The sequence below is a fragment of the Epilithonimonas zeae genome (assembly GCF_900141765.1).
GTDB lineage: Bacteria > Bacteroidota > Bacteroidia > Flavobacteriales > Weeksellaceae > Epilithonimonas > Epilithonimonas zeae.
Map to the genome: position 1 here is coordinate 312,510 of NZ_FSRK01000003.1, position 15,277 is coordinate 327,786.

Genomic DNA, 15,277 nt, shown 5'->3' on the forward strand with positions numbered 1-15,277 from the left:
TTATGAAAATAATAGTTCCAATGGCTGGACGTGGATCCAGACTTAGACCACATACTCTTACGGTACCTAAACCGTTGATTCCAATTGCAGGAAAACCAATCGTACAAAGACTGGTTGAAGATATCGCAAAAGTAGCTAATGAACCAATCGAAGAGATCGCTTTCATCATTGGAGATTTTGGCCCGGAAGTAGAAGCTTCTCTAATCAAAGTTGCTGAAAATCTTGGTGCAAAAGGTAGCATATATGCTCAGAATGAACCACTTGGAACTGCTCATGCGATTAATTGCGCGAGAGAAAGTATGAGCGGACCCGTGATTATTGCATTTGCTGACACTCTTTTCCGTGCAGATTTCCATTTGGATACCAATGCAGATGGTGTAATTTGGGTAAAAAAAGTAGAAGATCCTTCAGCTTTCGGTGTTGTGAAATTGGATGATTATGGCTTCATTACAGATTTTGTAGAAAAACCCAAAGAATACGTTTCTGATTTGGCAATTATTGGTATCTATTATTTCAATTCTGCTGAAAAATTGATGGCAGAAATTGACCATATCATGGATAACAATATTATGGAAGGTGGCGAATACCAGTTGACAACAGCATTAGAAAATCTTAGAGCAAAAGGCGCTAAATTCTCTCTTGGGAAAGTGGATGACTGGATGGATTGTGGAAACAAAAACGCAACCGTTGAAACCAACAGCAAAATTCTGGAATACGAAAAAGAATGTATGGCGACTTATCCAGATTCTGCAGAGATTGAAAATTGTATGATTATTCCGCCTTGCTTTATCGGAGAAAATGTGAAAATTTCTAATTCGAAAATTGGACCTAACGTTTCTCTGGGAAAAAACACAGTCGTTATCAATTCTAATATTGATAATTCATTAATTCAGGAGGATACAATTATCGACCACGGAAATTTAAGCAACTCTATGATTGGTAATTCTGCCAAATATTTTGGAGTAGCAAGAGAGATTTCTTTAGGAGATTATTCAGTTTTGGATTTCCTTTCAAAGGATTAATTCAACATTAATTATAGTACAAACTTTGTCAGATATCTGGCAAAGTTTGTTATTTTATTTAACTAAGTTTTTAGAAATATTAATTCTTTTTTGGCGTTAATATTGTTAGATTCATTCGAAAAAAATTTATGAAATCATATTTTCAAATCATATTTTCAGCTTTATTGGTTACATCTTGTAGTGTTCAAAAGAAACAAACTCAAGAGCAACCAGTTAGCACAACAAAACCTATTGAAAACAACTCTCAGTTTTTCTCTACAATAGAAAAAAAATCAACTTTTGATGCTGTTAAAATCAACAGTAAAATTGATGCAAGAACAGGTTCTTTCATTCCAACTTTGGACGCTGTAATCTATGTAGAAAATGGACAGAAAGTTTGGATGAATCTTACAGCAGTCATTTTGCAAGCTGCCAGAGGCGTTGCAACACCAGAAGGTATCAAAGGTTATTATAAATTGGACAAAACTTATATTGATTCAGATTTTGGTTATCTTAACAAACTTCTGAATGTTAATTTCATTGATTATAACGCTTTACAGAATTTGCTTCTTGGTAAAACTTTCATCCCAGTCTCAGAAAAGAATTATAATTTGACACCGGATATTTCTGGATTCATATTAAAATCCAAAGAGACTCAAAAAATTACTGAAAATGGTAAAACTACAGAGTACAATATCAAATTAGGTTATGATCAGGATTTAAATTTAAATCACGTTCTTTTAACAAATCCAGCTAACAATAATCAACTCGAAATTACTTATTCTAACAGGATAATTTTGAACAATGAGAGCTTTCCAAAAAATGTTAAAATAATTATAAAAGCTAATAAAACTGACGAAATATTAATTGAAAATACGAAATTTGATTTTTCCCGGATGGAAACTACTTATTCCGTTCCTGCCAATTATACTAAGACAGAGATCAAATGATTAAGAAATTAAGCTTTTTTATAAGTATCATCCTTTTCGGAAGCGTTTTTGGACAAAAAGATAAAGAGGTTCTGCAAAAACAAAATGCAGACCTTAAAAAACAAATTTCTTCCATCAATGCTTCTTTGAATCAAACTAAACAAGAATCCAAACTTTCTATCTCCTACTTAAATGCAGTGAATCAAAAGATTACACTGAGAGAAAAGGTTTACACCAATACCCAGAAAGAAAAAAGATTCATAGAAGATGATATCTACAAACGTCAGCTGGAAATCAACAAAAATAATCGTGAGTTAGAAGTTCTGCGTAAAAACTATGCTGAAATTCTAGTAAAAGCGTACAAAACAAAAGGTGTTCAAAACAAAGTAACCTTCATACTTTCATCTAAAAATGTTGGAGAAGCACTTAGTAGGGTTGAATATCTCAAAAGATACTCTGAATATCAAGACAAGAAAGCCGCTGAAATCACAAATAAAGCAACCCAAATCAAAAGAAACATCGCATTGAAGAAAAAATCGATGTCTGAAAAGGATAATCTTTTGATAGCTCAGAAAAAAGATCTTGCCACTATAGAAATCGAAAGAAAACAAAAGCAGGATCTCCTTAATGAATTTAAAAAGAATGAAGCTAGATTAACAGCTGAACTTAGACAAAAACAAGCTCAATCCAAAGACTTAGAACGCCAGATCAGAAATATCATTGCTGAGGAAATCAGACTTGCTAAAGCAAAAGAAGAAGCAGAAAGAAAAGCGGAAGCAGAAAGAAAAAGATTAGCCGATATAGCTGCTAAAAAAGAAAAAGAAAGAATCGAGGCTGAAAACAGAGCTAGACTAGCAGCTGCAGAAGCAGAAAGAAAAAGAGCAGAAACAGAATCAAAAAAAGCAACTGAACTAGCGGCTAAAAGAATTGAAGAAGAAAGAAAATTAGCCGAATCTAATAAAACGGCTGAGCGAAAAGCGGCTGCTGAAAAAGCAACCAGAGACGCAGCTGAAAGAGCAAAAGCAGCATCTGAAAAACTGGCTGCTGCAAAAGCTAATGAAGATGCCATCAACAAAAGAAATGAAGATGCAAAAGATGAAGCTGAGAAAAAAGTAATGAAAAGTTACGGCGTTGGCTCTACTGTAGGAAGTAATTTTGCAGATAATAAAGGACATATTGCTTTCCCTGTTGAGAGAGGAAGCGTAACACACCGTTTCGGACGACAGCCACATCCTGTTTTCAAAAATATTGTAGAAGAAAATATCGGAATCAAAATTGCAGTTGCTAAAGGAACTAAAGCTAGATGTGTTTTCCCTGGGGTTGTTTCCAGCATCCAATCTATCAACGGAAGCAGAACGGTTGTTGTGAAACATGGGAACTATTTTACAGTTTACTCTAATCTAGCATCAACATTGGTAAAAGCTAATCAACAGGTTTCTGCTGGAACTTTAATTGGTGAAGTTGGCAGTGATTTTGATGAATCTATAACATTGGATTTCCAAATCTGGAGTGGAGAAAATCCAGTAGACCCATTGGGTTGGGTTTCGTATTAAAAAATACTTTAACTTTGTAAAAAAATTGAAATGACAATATCCACAGTTATATTAAGTCTTTCTTGGCAACATATATTAATTGTTGCTTTGATATTACTTTTATTATTCGGAGGTAAAAAAATCCCTGAATTAATGAAAGGTTTAGGCTCAGGTATCAAGGAGTTTAAAGATGCTGTTAAGGATGAAGATAAAAAAAACAATTCTTCATCATCTGACAATTCAAACAACCCTTCTTAAAAAAAGAATTTTTAAATGAGTTTAACAGAAAAAGCATGGGAAATCTTTAACCAATCAGTTAAAGATTATCACATAAAAGATGACGTTAATTCAGAAGAAATCAATCCATTCCAAGCTAATAGTTTGGAATGGATTTTGTATTCAAAAAACTGGATTGATACCGTTCAATGGCATTTGGAAGATATTATTCGAGAAGAAGATATTGACCCGATAGAGGCTTTAAAAATAAAAAGAAGGATTGATAAACTCAATCAAAAAAGAACAGATCTTGTTGAGCAAATCGACTTTTGGTTCTATAAAAATTTTGAGACCATTACTCCCAATTCTGATGCCAGAATCAACAGCGAAACGCCAGCTTGGTCTATCGATAGGTTTTCTATTTTATCTTTGAAAATTTATCATATGTCTATAGAAGCTTCTCGGGAAGATGCTTCTGAAGAACATAAACTACAATGTTCTCAAAAACTGCAAATCCTTTTGGAACAACATAAAGATTTGTCAACAGCTATAGATCAGCTGCTTTCTGATATAGAGAATGGTAAAGTTAAGATGAAACTTTACAAACAAATGAAGATGTATAATGATGAAAGTCTTAACCCAATCCTGTATCAAAAAATGCAGAAAAAATGAAAAGTTTTTTTAAACTTTTAACGACAATATTCATTATCAATGTTGCTGGTTCTTGCTCTACAAGTTCGGCAGCGTCAGAAGAATTGCATGGTGATTCTTTATCAGATACCTATGCATATCTTACTCCTGAAGCAATTGTTTATGCTTCCTCAATTTCAAATTTAGTTTCCACTTTTCCAAAATTCAGAAACGATGCTGTAAACAGAGAAGTTGGAGTTTTGAAAAATTCTCTTACAGATTACTTAACGGCAATTCGCAATTTCAATCAATCTGATAAACACAGATCATTGGAAGGATTTGAAAAAGCGTACAAAAAAATTCAGAAACTTAGAAAGTTTTTGATTACAGACGATGACGAAGTTCTGAACAGATATATGGTTAAAATAAAAACCAATATGAATCTCTTGGAAGCCTCTCTCAATAAAAATATGGAGACTACTTCTATGTCTTCCAATTAATTACACTAATATTCGATGTTAAATATACAAGCACAAGCGAATGTTCCCACAGAATTTGGGAAGTTCAAAATGATGGCTTTTTCCGAGGACGATAAAAACTGGATGCCACATATGGCTCTTATAGCTGAAAATACGGATTTAGAAAAACCTGTTAATGTTAGAATTCATTCTGAGTGTATCACTGGCGAAGTTTTTCATTCACAAAAATGTGAATGTGGGCAGCAGCTCAATTCCGCAATGCAATATATGCAGGAAAATGGAGGAATAATTATTTATCTTAGGCAGGAAGGCAGAAACATCGGAATCATTAATAAACTGAAAGCTTATGCGCTTCAGGAAAAAGGTTTTGATACTGTTCAGGCTAATTTGGAATTAGGATTGCCTGCAGATGACAGAGATTTTGGAATCGCAATAGAAATGCTTGAAAAAATCGGAATCAAATCTTTGAATTTAATGACTAATAATCCGGAGAAAATTCAGATTATAAAAGATAGCAGAATTAATTTCAATTCCAGAATTCCGCTTCAAATCAAATCGAATGAATCCAGCGCTTCTTATCTAAAAACTAAAAAAGATTTCTTCGGACATCTTTTGGATGACGAAAATTAAAAATCTTTAATTTATAAAAACAAAAAAACCCGTCTTAGACGGGTTTTTTATTTGATAAACTCAAATAAAATTATTTTTTCTTTCCTTTTGCAGGACCAGCAACCGCAGTAGCCAAATCAGCACCAGCTTTAAATTTAGCAACTGTTTTTGCTGCAATTTGGATTGGTTTTTTAGTTGCAGGATTGATACCTTGTCTAGCAGCTCTTTCAGATACTGAGAAAGTTCCAAAACCTACTAGAGATACTTTACCATCTTTTTTCTTAAGCGTTTCTGTTACATTAGCAACAAAAGATTCCAAAGCTTTTTTTGCAGCAGCTTTTGTGATTTCTGCATCCTTCGCGATAGCGTCGATTAATTCAGACTTGTTCATAATATTTATTAATTAAAGTTATGTTGTTATAGCAAATATAAGACAATTTTGATATCACGCAAATATTTTTATAAAATTTAGTGAAAAATATATCTTTTATTTTATTATAATGAATTTTTATTAAAATCAATGTTAACGAAAACACACGTTTTAACATAGTCCGTATTTGATGATTTGCCACTATTAATCAACAATTGAGCCAAAATACAATGAGTAATATCAGTATTCATAAATCCATAATAATTGGTATTTATTTTGCGAGGTTTTATATTGACTTTTTGAATATAAATTTTTTCAAACTTTTATTTATTTAGCGTAAATTTGCACCTATGTTTATCGAAGTTTTTAAATCGAAAATCCACAGAGTCCGTGTCACAGCTTCGGATCTTGATTATATTGGGAGTATCACTATTGATGAAGACCTTATAGAAGCGGCCGGTTTGATTGTAGGCGAAAGAGTTTACATCGTGAATGTGAATAACGGCGAGCGCTTTGACACTTATGTGATTAAGGGAAAAAGAAAATCTGGTGAAATCTGTCTGAATGGACCAGCTGCAAGAAAAGTTCAAAAAGGTGACATTATCATCATCATTGCTTATGCACAAATGAGTCCTGAGGAAGCTAAAGATTTTCAACCAAAAATCGTTTTTCCAGACGAAAAGACCAATCTTCTAACATAACTCCTCAGCTATTTTGGAAGAAAAAAAGTCATCTGTTTTAAAAAATATTCTTACTGTTCTAATTTCTATTGCAATTGCGGGAGTTTTTCTTTGGGTTGCTCTTAGAGGATTGGACTTTGACAAAATCAAAGGTTCTCTGCAAAAAGCCAATTATCTTTGGGTAGCATTTGCAGCAGTTTTTGGTGTTTCCGCTTACATTTTCAGAGCCGTGAGATGGAATCTTCTTCTGGAACCAATGGGTTACAAAATTTCCAACAGCAATTCGCTTTGGTCACTTTCTTTCGGATACCTGATGAATCTTACAATCCCAAGAAGTGGAGAGGTTGCACGTTCGACAGCACTTTACGGTGTTGAAAAAGTTCCGGTTGACAAATCTTTTGGAACTATTATTCTGGAAAGAGTTGTTGATTTGGTTTGTATGGGAATTTTCGCTTTATTGACTTTGATTTTCAAATATAATGCTCTTTTAGCTTTTTACAAATCTGCGACTCAACAAAAAGAACAAACTCAACCTCAATCTGATTATAGTACAAGTTATATAGTTTTAAGTTGCATTATCTTTATTCTGATTATCTTCTTTATTTTCAGAAGATCGCTGCAAAAATTATCTATTTACAATAAAATCATTGGTTTTGGGAAAGGGATTTTCGAAGGATTAAAATCAATTTTCAATTTGAAACAAAAAGGAAAATTCATTCTTTTGACAGCAGGAATCTGGATTTGCTATTTCTTTGCTTCCTATTTGGTTTGTTTTTCACTTCCAGAAACATCAAATTTTACACCAGCAGACGGATGCTTTATTTTAGTTGTCGGAACATTAGGAATGATTATTCCTGCAAGTGGCGGAATTGGCGCATTCAACTTAGCGATGAAATTCGGGTTCACAGCATTGTTTATTTCAATGGGTAAAGATGCAATAGAAGGTGGAGAATTAGGACTCGCCTACTCTTTCATAACATTGCCATTACAAATCATTATTATGCTTGTAATGGGCTTGATTTCGATTCCAATGCTGGCTAAGAATAGAAAAATTTAATTAAAAAAAGAGCCAAATATTCTTTGACTCTTTTGAATGATATTTTTATTTTAAATCATCAAATTTTTCCTTCATTGTAGGGTTTCCGTAAGTCAGTTTTTTGATGGTCAAATCTTCTGCTTTATTATTGGCAAGACGCAGATTATTAACAGAAGAAAGCAATGCATCTTTTGTTTTTTGCAGATGAATTATCGTTTTATCAATTTCATCAACTGCAGTTTTAAACTGTCGGCTTGCTAATTCATAATTCTTCGCAAATCCTTCTTTGAATACATTGATTTTTTCTTCAAAATTGGTAATGTCAATATTCTGATTCCTTACTAAAGCAAGTTCTTTTTTATACTGCAGAGAGTTCATAGCAGCATTTCTCAAAAGTGTGATAATCGGAATAAAAAACTGCGGACGAACCACATACATTTTCGGGAAACGATGCGAAACATCCACAATACCTGTGTTATAAAACTCATTTTCGGTTTCCAGCAAAGAAACCATTACGGCATATTCGCATTTTTTTTCACTTCTGTCTTTGTCTAGTTCTCGGAAAAAATCTTCGTTTCTTTTTTTAGTTGCAGTTTGGTCAGCTTCATTTTTCATTTCAAACATAATTGAAATGATTTCGTTACCCGAATCATCAAATTCCTTAAAAATAAAATCACCTTTACTGCCGGAACGCGAGTCATTATCCTTTTCGAAATAAACATTTGGAAACGCAGTAGCACGCAATTTATTAAACTCTATCTCGCAATGCTGTTCCAAAGTTTCACCAAGCATTTTGGTAGAAAGTCTGGCTTTCATTTCCTTTACACGGTCGATTTCTTCATCCTTATATTTGATGATTTCATCTTTTGACTTCAGCTTTTCATTAAACTGTTCTTTCAAAGATTTTTCGGAAAGCTCTTTCTCCAAATCTTTATTTTTCAGTCTGTTGCCAAGATCAATTTTCTCATTTTCGAGATTATTTTTTTCTTTCTCAAATTTCTGAACAGCTTCTGAAACCGCCAATTTCTTTTCGGTTTCGGCTTTTTCAATTCTTGCTTTTAGTTCCAGAATTTCCTTTTCTTTTTCAGAAACTTTACCTGTAATCTCTAATTCTTTAACCGATTTTAATTGAGAAATTTCAGCATCCTTTTTAGAAAGCTGTTCTTGCAGATAACTTTTGAATTTTTCTTTATTAAGTTCAATCTCGCTGTTCTTTTCTCTTTCAGCCAATTTCAAACGCTCCTGCAATTCTTCTTCAAATTGATGATTGCGAACTTGTTTCAAAATCTCGGCAAATCCAGCTTCGTCCACTTTAAATGCTTTTTTACAATTTGGACAAATTATCTCGTTCATAATGATTTCGGTTTCTTTCGTTAAGGCAAGGTACAAATTAATCAATAATTTTGAAATTAAAATCCAATCGAAAAAGCTAAATCGTAATTAGCAATTTTTTTGTCATTATTAGATTTAAACCTTCGATTTCGCTAAATTTGTAATGTGAATCCCAATTTAGAACTTCAGCTCAAAACTCTTCCTTCCGAACCTGGCGTTTATCGTTATTACGATAAGAACGATCAGCTTTTGTATGTCGGGAAAGCCAAACATCTTAACAAGAGAGTTCTTTCTTATTTCAACAAAAATCAGAACGGTTACCGAACCCGAATTATGGTTTCCAAGATTCATAGATTGGAAACTACAGTTGTAAACAGCGAATACGACGCGCTTCTTCTGGAAAATAATCTGATAAAAACACATCAGCCTTTCTACAATGTGATGTTGAAAGATGATAAAACCTATCCGTGGATTTGTATTAAGAATGAGGATTTTCCAAGAATTTTTTTGACGAGAACTAAGATTAAAGACGGTTCAGAGTATTTTGGACCTTATGCCAAAGTAAGACCTGCAAGAATCCTTCTAGATACGATTAAAAGTCTTTATAAAATACGAACGTGCAACCTGAATCTTGCTCCAGAGAAAATTGCGGAAGGAAAATACCGGGTTTGTTTGGAATATCATATCAAAAATTGCAATGGTCCTTGCGAAGACTTGGAATCTAAGGAAGATTACGACGAAAAAGTAGAAGCTATCCGAGGAATTATCAAAGGTGATTTTCGTTTTGCAAAAAAATATCTGGAAGAAAGAATGTATCGTTTTGCTTCGAATCTGGAATTTGAGAAAGCGCAGATGATAAAGCAGAATATAGAATCTCTGGATGATTACCAAGCCAAACACACAGTTGTGAATCCAAGTATTGATGATGTGGATGTTTTTGGAATGACGAGCGATGAAACGGCGGCTTATGTGAATTATTTCAAAATCAGAAATGGTTCTATTGTTCAGAGTTTTACGACGGAAATCAAGAAAGTTTTGGAAGAAACGGATGAAGATATTTTGGAAGAGGCCATTGTGGAGATTCGTCAGAAATTTGATTCGGGTTCGAAGGAGATTCTAATTCCGTTCCATTTAGGAATCGAAATCCCTAATGTAAAATTGATTGTCCCAAAAGTTGGCGATAAGAAAAGAATTGTAGAGCTTTCTGAAAAAAACGCCAAAGAATATCGTGTTGAAAAGTTGAAACAAGTTCAGATTGTTGACCCGGAAAGGCATACTAATAGGATAATGTCAGAGATGCAGAAAATTCTGCATATGCCTGTAGAACCGCGCCACATAGAAGGTTTTGACAACTCAAATATCCAGGGAACCAATCCGGTTTCGGCTTGCGTAGTTTTCAAAGATGGAAAACCGAGCAAAGCAGATTACAGAATTTTTCATCCTAAAACTGTTGAAGGACCAAATGATTTTGCAACAATGGAAGAAGTCATCTACAGACGTTATCGAAGATTATTGGACGAAGGCGAACCTTTGCCTCAGCTGATTCTTATTGATGGTGGAAAAGGTCAATTATCTTCTGCAGTCAAAAGTCTGAAATTGCTTGGCCTTTATGGAAAAATCACAATCATCGGAATTGCTAAAAGATTGGAAGAAATTTATTTTCCAGAAGATTCGATTCCACTTTATATTGATAAAAAGGCTGAAACGCTGAAAATCCTTCAGCGTGTTAGAGATGAAGCCCACCGCTTTGGCGTGAAACATCACAGAACTAGAAGGAAAAATTCTACAATCAAATCTGAGTTAGAAGAAATCCCTGGTGTTGGTGGAAAAACGATTGAATTGCTTCTGTCCAAACTGAAATCTGTAAAAAGAGTTAAAGAGGCAGACATAGTCACTTTGGAAGAAATCCTTGGAAAAGCTAAGGCAAAAATTATCTGGGAGTTTTTTAATAATCCACAAAATTCATAACATTATAACTATCGGAATTCTTCTTGTTAATTCTTATCTTTGCATCCTAAATTTTAAAAATGAACAAATACATAAAATTTGTAGTCGCTGCAATCATTATCGCTCTAGGCGTTTATCTGATGTTCAACCGTAACATCGGCTGGGGAATCGTTTTGGTTGTGCTTTCTGCAATTCCAATCGCACTTTTCTTCAAAAACGAAAATATTCTTTTAGCATTCTGGCAGTTGAGAAAACAGAATATGGAGAAAGCTTCTAAGTTTTTGGCTAATATCACGAATTATCAATCTCAGCTTCACAAGAGTCAGTACGGTTATTTCCATTATCTTCAGGCGTTGACAACGGCTCAGGACAATCCTCAAAAAACGGAAGGATTGATGAAAAAAGCTTTAGATTACGGATTGAATATGAAGCACGACAGAGCAATGGCAAAACTGAATTTGGCTGCTGCTGCACTTTCTAAAGGCAGAAAAAATGAAGCTCAAAAACTTCTGGATGAAGCTAAACAATTGGATTCTGCAGGAATGATGACCGACCAAATCAAAATGATGAAAGAGCAAATGAAAATGCCAACAATGCAAAAACATATGCATAACCCGAATATGAGAATGAGAGGGAAATTCCACTAATTGAGAAATTATTTTAATAATAAAAAAAGGAGCGAAAATATTTTCGCTCCTTTTCTTTTTCAACGCTTTGATTATTCAACAATTAGTTTCTCTGAATAAGCTTTGTTGTCAATTTCATATTTCAACAGATAAGTTCCTTTTGGATATTTGGAAACGTTGATTTGTAATTTTTTATCAGCCGTATTATTATTGATAGTCTGCAATAGTTTCCCTGTTAAATCATAAAGCAGAACTTTTGTTGGTCTAGCATTATTTTCCCAAGACAAGTTGACAATATCTTTCGCAGGAATTGGATAAATACCAATTCCATTTTTCTTGAAAGATGCTACTCCCAAAGTCTTAACCTCAATCGTCGCCTGATATGGTTTGAAATTTTGTTTTGTTGCAGTAATTGCCAATGCTTCTCCATCAGCAATTCCACTCAAATCAAATACAACACTTCCATCTTTGCTGCGAGCAGAACCAATAATGTTACCATTTTTAGTCAAAGAAATGACCGCATCTGTCTCTTCACAGGCAACAGTAAGAGTCTGCGTATTTGAATCAATCTGATTCGGATGTTGTAACTCTAAATCTTTGGTCGTATCATATCTGAAAACAACGGAAGGGTCCCCAAACAGAACCCAAGTCTGCATTACTTCAATAGCAGTTGGTGAAGCATTGTAACTTTCCAACATTCCAATTTGTGAGTTGTAAAACAATCCGCCAATCGTTTCTTTTTTATTGTTCTCATAAGCCCCTGTAAGGATATTCATCATTTCATCTTGTGTTTCCATTGGTTCCGCCCAAGCCATTAGAATTGTTGAGGCCGCAGTAGCAATAGAACCAGCAGGAGAATTATTATAACTTACCGACATCAAATCTTCAGCAAGACAAGTTTTCCCAACAAATGTTCCATTATTACAAGCCACAGAAATTACAAAAGGATACATCCCGTTATTCTTCAATTGTTTCACATTTGTAGAAGTATAATTCCCAGTCACCATCAGATTCAAATCGCCGTGCCCTGTGTAATTGAATAATCCAATCCCTGCATTCATTGCATTGTTAATCATTGTTGGCGTTGGTTCACCTGTCGCATCTTCTCCACCTTGTGAACCTTGATAGAACTCATAAACATTTTGATAGCCATAATCTTTCAATTGAGTTCTAATTTTTCTAAGATGCACATAATCTGCTTCTCCATCGTTACCATAACCATTTCCTTCATTCGAGCCAATTCCTATTGCATTCTTCATCCAATCTCCAGCAAGAGGATTTTTTTCATATTCTAGAATTCTATCCGTCATAGTTTTGATTCCGACACTATTTCCTGATAATCTTCCTACAAAAGCTTCCGGATAATAATCATTTGTAAATTGCCCATAATAGGAGTCACTCCAAAGCTGTTCTCCATTATTACCATAAGTATGTGAAGGAATATCTCCAGAGTCACCAACTAAAAGTATGTAAACCAAATTAGGATTGGATTGATAAAAATTGGTGATATAATTTTTGATTGTTGTATCCGTAGTTCCAGTCGATGTTGTGTTCACAACTGTCGTTTTGATACCTTTTTCTCTCTTCCAGCTCACCAAAGAACTTAATTGATTTTCAAAAGCTGGGGTTGTAATAATTAATAAATCTCCCTCTTCTTTTGCAGGAGTATATTTGTTGGATGTTATATGATTAAGATAATGTTTGGAATAAATATCATTGAAAAATGTATTGTCCGCTTTCTTTGCAGTGACTTCATTTGTCCCTTTTTTATTATTAAGGACAACTTCTACTCTCAGATTTTTATAAATTCTAAGTTTGCGTTGAACAGGATTATACTGATAAGGATAAATTGAAAAAGTTACACCTCTCGTATTTCTTAGAATGTGAGGATTTCCGAATTTGGCGAGTTGACCAGGAAAAAAATTATCTTTTTTATAACTATCTCCAAAAACATACGGAATGGTTTCTGGGTCTGTATTTCTTTTTAGATTTCCTTTAGATGGAACGACATCAATATTATCAATATCTTCGTAGCTGTCATATACTATTTTATATTCAAAATCGCCTTTCTCAGGAAGCTGAATAGATTTGGAGAAATATGGCATTGCAGGATTTCCTGCTTCAGACATCAAAACAGAATATTGTTTGGAAAAGGTATGATAATATTTACCATTGATACTTTTCTCTGTTTTTTCAAAATGACCCAGATCAAAATCAACAGTAATATTCTGATTGTCAGAATTGATCAATTTGAAATCTTGAGCAAACGAGTTACCGGAAAGAAAAATCAATATTAAGGAAGAAAATAGTACATTTTTTCTCATAAGTTTTATTTTTTTATCAAATATATAAATTTAAAGCTGATTAAGTTTATATATTTCAATAAAAAATAAAATTTAGCTACATTTCATCATTTTGCTCATAGCTATAAAATTTCGGAATTCTCCAATGGTATTTTACTGCTAAAGTTCTAATGGTAACAATCAAAAGAATAGTAAAAATCTGAACCAACGTATAAGAAAGCGTTGTGAATTTTGATAATAAAAGAAAAATTCCTCCACCCACGATACAAGCAGTCGCATAGATTTCTTTTCGGAAGATTAACGGAATTCTGTTCAGTAAAATATCACGAATAATCCCACCGAAACATCCCGTAATTGTTCCTAAAGTTAAACAAATCAGCGGATGAAAACCTGTACTCAAACCTTTCTGAACACCAATAATGGTGAACAACCCCAGCCCGAAACTATCGAATATAAACAATGTGACTTTGAAATTCTTTTCTATCGATTTGAAAATCATTGAGAAGACACAAGTGGTGAAAATCAATCCACAAGTTAACATATCGGTCATCCAAAAAACAGGAACATCCAACAACAAATCTCTTACAGTTCCGCCACCAACGGATGTTACAAATGCGATAATCAAAACACCAAATGGATCCAAGCGTTTTTGCATCGCTGCAAAACTGCCCGACATCGCAAAGGAAATAGTTCCCAAGATTTCTATAATAAGATTGATTTGCTCGTGCACGACTGTTTATAAATGATGTTGATGAATGATAAATTATAAATATTAGATGAAATAATCGCTGATGAAATATCGATTATCATTTATCATCTATAAACTCAGCTCTACTAAAACCGGACAATGGTCGGAGTGTTTGACCTCTGGGAGAATTACTGCTCTGGTCATTTTTTCTTTTAATGGTTCGGAGACAAAGTTATAATCCAAACGCCAGCCTTTGTTTCTTGCTCGTGAACCAGCTCTGTAACTCCACCAAGAATATTGATCCGGCTGGTCATTAAAATATCTGAAACTATCCGTCAAACTATTTTCTTTCATAAAGTTGGTCATCCATTCCCGTTCCATTGGGAGGAAGCCAGAAGTATTTGCCAAACCTATTGGATTATGAATATCAATTGCATGATGACAAATATTGAAATCTCCACTGATAATTAAATTTGGGATGGTTTTTCTGAGTTCTTTGATGTACTCCAAAAAGTCAAAACAAAACTGCATTTTGAATTCAAGTCTTTCGATATTGGAAGCAGACGGAACATAAACAGAAATCACAGAAAAGCCGTCGAAGTCGGCGCGCATAATTCTGCCTTCGTTGTCATAGCTTTCTATTCCACATCCGTATTCTATATGGTTTGGTTTTACTTTGGAAGCGATTCCTACCCCGCTATAACCTTTCTTCACTGCGGAATGCCAATAGCTGTGATAGCCTAAATTTTCAAGACTTTCTATATCGATTTGGTCATTTCCTGCTTTGCTTTCTTGGATGCAAATGACATCCGGACTTGCGACATTGAGCCAACCGAGGAAGTCTTTTGTAAATGCAGCACGGATACCATTGACGTTATAGGAAATGATTCTCATTATTT

At 34.0% G+C, this 15,277-nt stretch carries 16 protein-coding genes; 11 read left to right on the forward strand and 5 right to left on the reverse strand.

The window, feature by feature from the left end:
• The first annotated feature begins 2 nt into the window (after positions 1-2).
• The 7 genes from BUR19_RS17680 (at position 3) to ribA (ending at position 5,417) form a co-directional block, all read left to right on the forward strand.
• Positions 3-1,022: a sugar phosphate nucleotidyltransferase gene (locus BUR19_RS17680; protein ID WP_074236838.1), complete on the forward strand. Its 1,020-nt coding sequence runs from the start codon at positions 3-5 to the stop codon at positions 1,020-1,022.
• A 128-nt stretch (positions 1,023-1,150) separates the two neighbouring features.
• Positions 1,151-1,951: a DUF4292 domain-containing protein gene (locus tag BUR19_RS17685; RefSeq protein WP_074236839.1), complete on the forward strand. Its 801-nt coding sequence runs from the start codon at positions 1,151-1,153 to the stop codon at positions 1,949-1,951.
• Positions 1,948-3,483: a peptidoglycan DD-metalloendopeptidase family protein gene (locus BUR19_RS17690; RefSeq protein ID WP_074236840.1), complete on the forward strand. Its 1,536-nt coding sequence runs from the start codon at positions 1,948-1,950 to the stop codon at positions 3,481-3,483. The genes BUR19_RS17685 and BUR19_RS17690 overlap by 4 nt, the downstream gene beginning before the upstream one ends.
• A gap of 30 nt (positions 3,484-3,513) precedes the next feature.
• On the forward strand, positions 3,514-3,720 hold the full coding sequence (tatA, locus tag BUR19_RS17695; protein WP_074236841.1) for a twin-arginine translocase TatA/TatE family subunit: 207 nt from the start codon (positions 3,514-3,516) through the stop codon (positions 3,718-3,720).
• A gap of 15 nt (positions 3,721-3,735) precedes the next feature.
• Positions 3,736-4,350 (forward strand): DUF4254 domain-containing protein, encoded by a 615-nt coding sequence (locus BUR19_RS17700; RefSeq protein ID WP_074236842.1) that lies wholly within the window; start codon positions 3,736-3,738, stop codon positions 4,348-4,350.
• The gene (locus BUR19_RS17705) at positions 4,347-4,808 is read left to right on the forward strand and encodes a chitosanase (RefSeq protein WP_074236843.1); all 462 of its coding nucleotides are present in this window, start codon (positions 4,347-4,349) and stop codon (positions 4,806-4,808) included. Before BUR19_RS17700 ends, BUR19_RS17705 begins: the two co-directional genes overlap by 4 nt.
• Positions 4,809-4,823: 15 nt before the next feature.
• Complete coding sequence (gene ribA, locus BUR19_RS17710) at positions 4,824-5,417, forward strand: GTP cyclohydrolase II (RefSeq protein WP_074236844.1); 594 nt, start codon at positions 4,824-4,826, stop codon at positions 5,415-5,417.
• A 70-nt stretch (positions 5,418-5,487) separates the two neighbouring features.
• Here ribA and BUR19_RS17715 read toward each other — a convergent pair whose 3' ends face one another.
• Entirely contained in the window at positions 5,488-5,787 is a 300-nt protein-coding gene (locus tag BUR19_RS17715; protein WP_074236845.1) for an HU family DNA-binding protein, read from the reverse strand.
• Positions 5,788-6,116: 329 nt separating this feature from the next.
• On the opposite strand from BUR19_RS17715, the gene panD reads away from it, so the two are divergent.
• Entirely contained in the window at positions 6,117-6,467 is a 351-nt protein-coding gene (gene panD, locus BUR19_RS17720) for an aspartate 1-decarboxylase (RefSeq protein ID WP_074236846.1), read from the forward strand.
• A gap of 10 nt (positions 6,468-6,477) precedes the next feature.
• Positions 6,478-7,503 carry a lysylphosphatidylglycerol synthase transmembrane domain-containing protein gene (locus BUR19_RS17725; RefSeq protein ID WP_074236847.1) on the forward strand — a complete coding sequence of 342 codons (1,026 nt, stop codon included), beginning with the start codon at positions 6,478-6,480 and terminating at the stop codon, positions 7,501-7,503.
• Between the two features lie 45 nt (positions 7,504-7,548).
• Here BUR19_RS17725 and BUR19_RS17730 read toward each other — a convergent pair whose 3' ends face one another.
• The gene (locus BUR19_RS17730; RefSeq protein ID WP_074236848.1) at positions 7,549-8,835 is read right to left on the reverse strand and encodes a DUF2130 domain-containing protein; all 1,287 of its coding nucleotides are present in this window, start codon (positions 8,833-8,835) and stop codon (positions 7,549-7,551) included.
• Positions 8,836-8,979: 144 nt separating this feature from the next.
• Between BUR19_RS17730 and uvrC the strand changes: the two genes are divergently transcribed.
• Both uvrC and BUR19_RS17740 read left to right on the forward strand, forming a co-directional pair.
• Positions 8,980-10,782: an excinuclease ABC subunit UvrC gene (uvrC, locus tag BUR19_RS17735; protein ID WP_074236849.1), complete on the forward strand. Its 1,803-nt coding sequence runs from the start codon at positions 8,980-8,982 to the stop codon at positions 10,780-10,782.
• 59 nt (positions 10,783-10,841) lie between these two features.
• Positions 10,842-11,408: a hypothetical protein gene (locus BUR19_RS17740; protein WP_074236850.1), complete on the forward strand. Its 567-nt coding sequence runs from the start codon at positions 10,842-10,844 to the stop codon at positions 11,406-11,408.
• A gap of 71 nt (positions 11,409-11,479) precedes the next feature.
• On the opposite strand, the gene BUR19_RS17745 is transcribed toward BUR19_RS17740, so the two are convergent.
• From BUR19_RS17745 to BUR19_RS17755, 3 genes are all read right to left on the reverse strand, one after another.
• Positions 11,480-13,711 (reverse strand): C25 family cysteine peptidase, encoded by a 2,232-nt coding sequence (locus tag BUR19_RS17745; protein ID WP_074236851.1) that lies wholly within the window; start codon positions 13,709-13,711, stop codon positions 11,480-11,482.
• 76 nt (positions 13,712-13,787) lie between these two features.
• The gene (locus BUR19_RS17750; protein WP_074236852.1) at positions 13,788-14,420 is read right to left on the reverse strand and encodes a trimeric intracellular cation channel family protein; all 633 of its coding nucleotides are present in this window, start codon (positions 14,418-14,420) and stop codon (positions 13,788-13,790) included.
• A gap of 87 nt (positions 14,421-14,507) precedes the next feature.
• Positions 14,508-15,272: an exodeoxyribonuclease III gene (locus tag BUR19_RS17755; RefSeq protein ID WP_074236853.1), complete on the reverse strand. Its 765-nt coding sequence runs from the start codon at positions 15,270-15,272 to the stop codon at positions 14,508-14,510.
• Between the last annotated feature and the right edge of the window lie 5 nt (positions 15,273-15,277).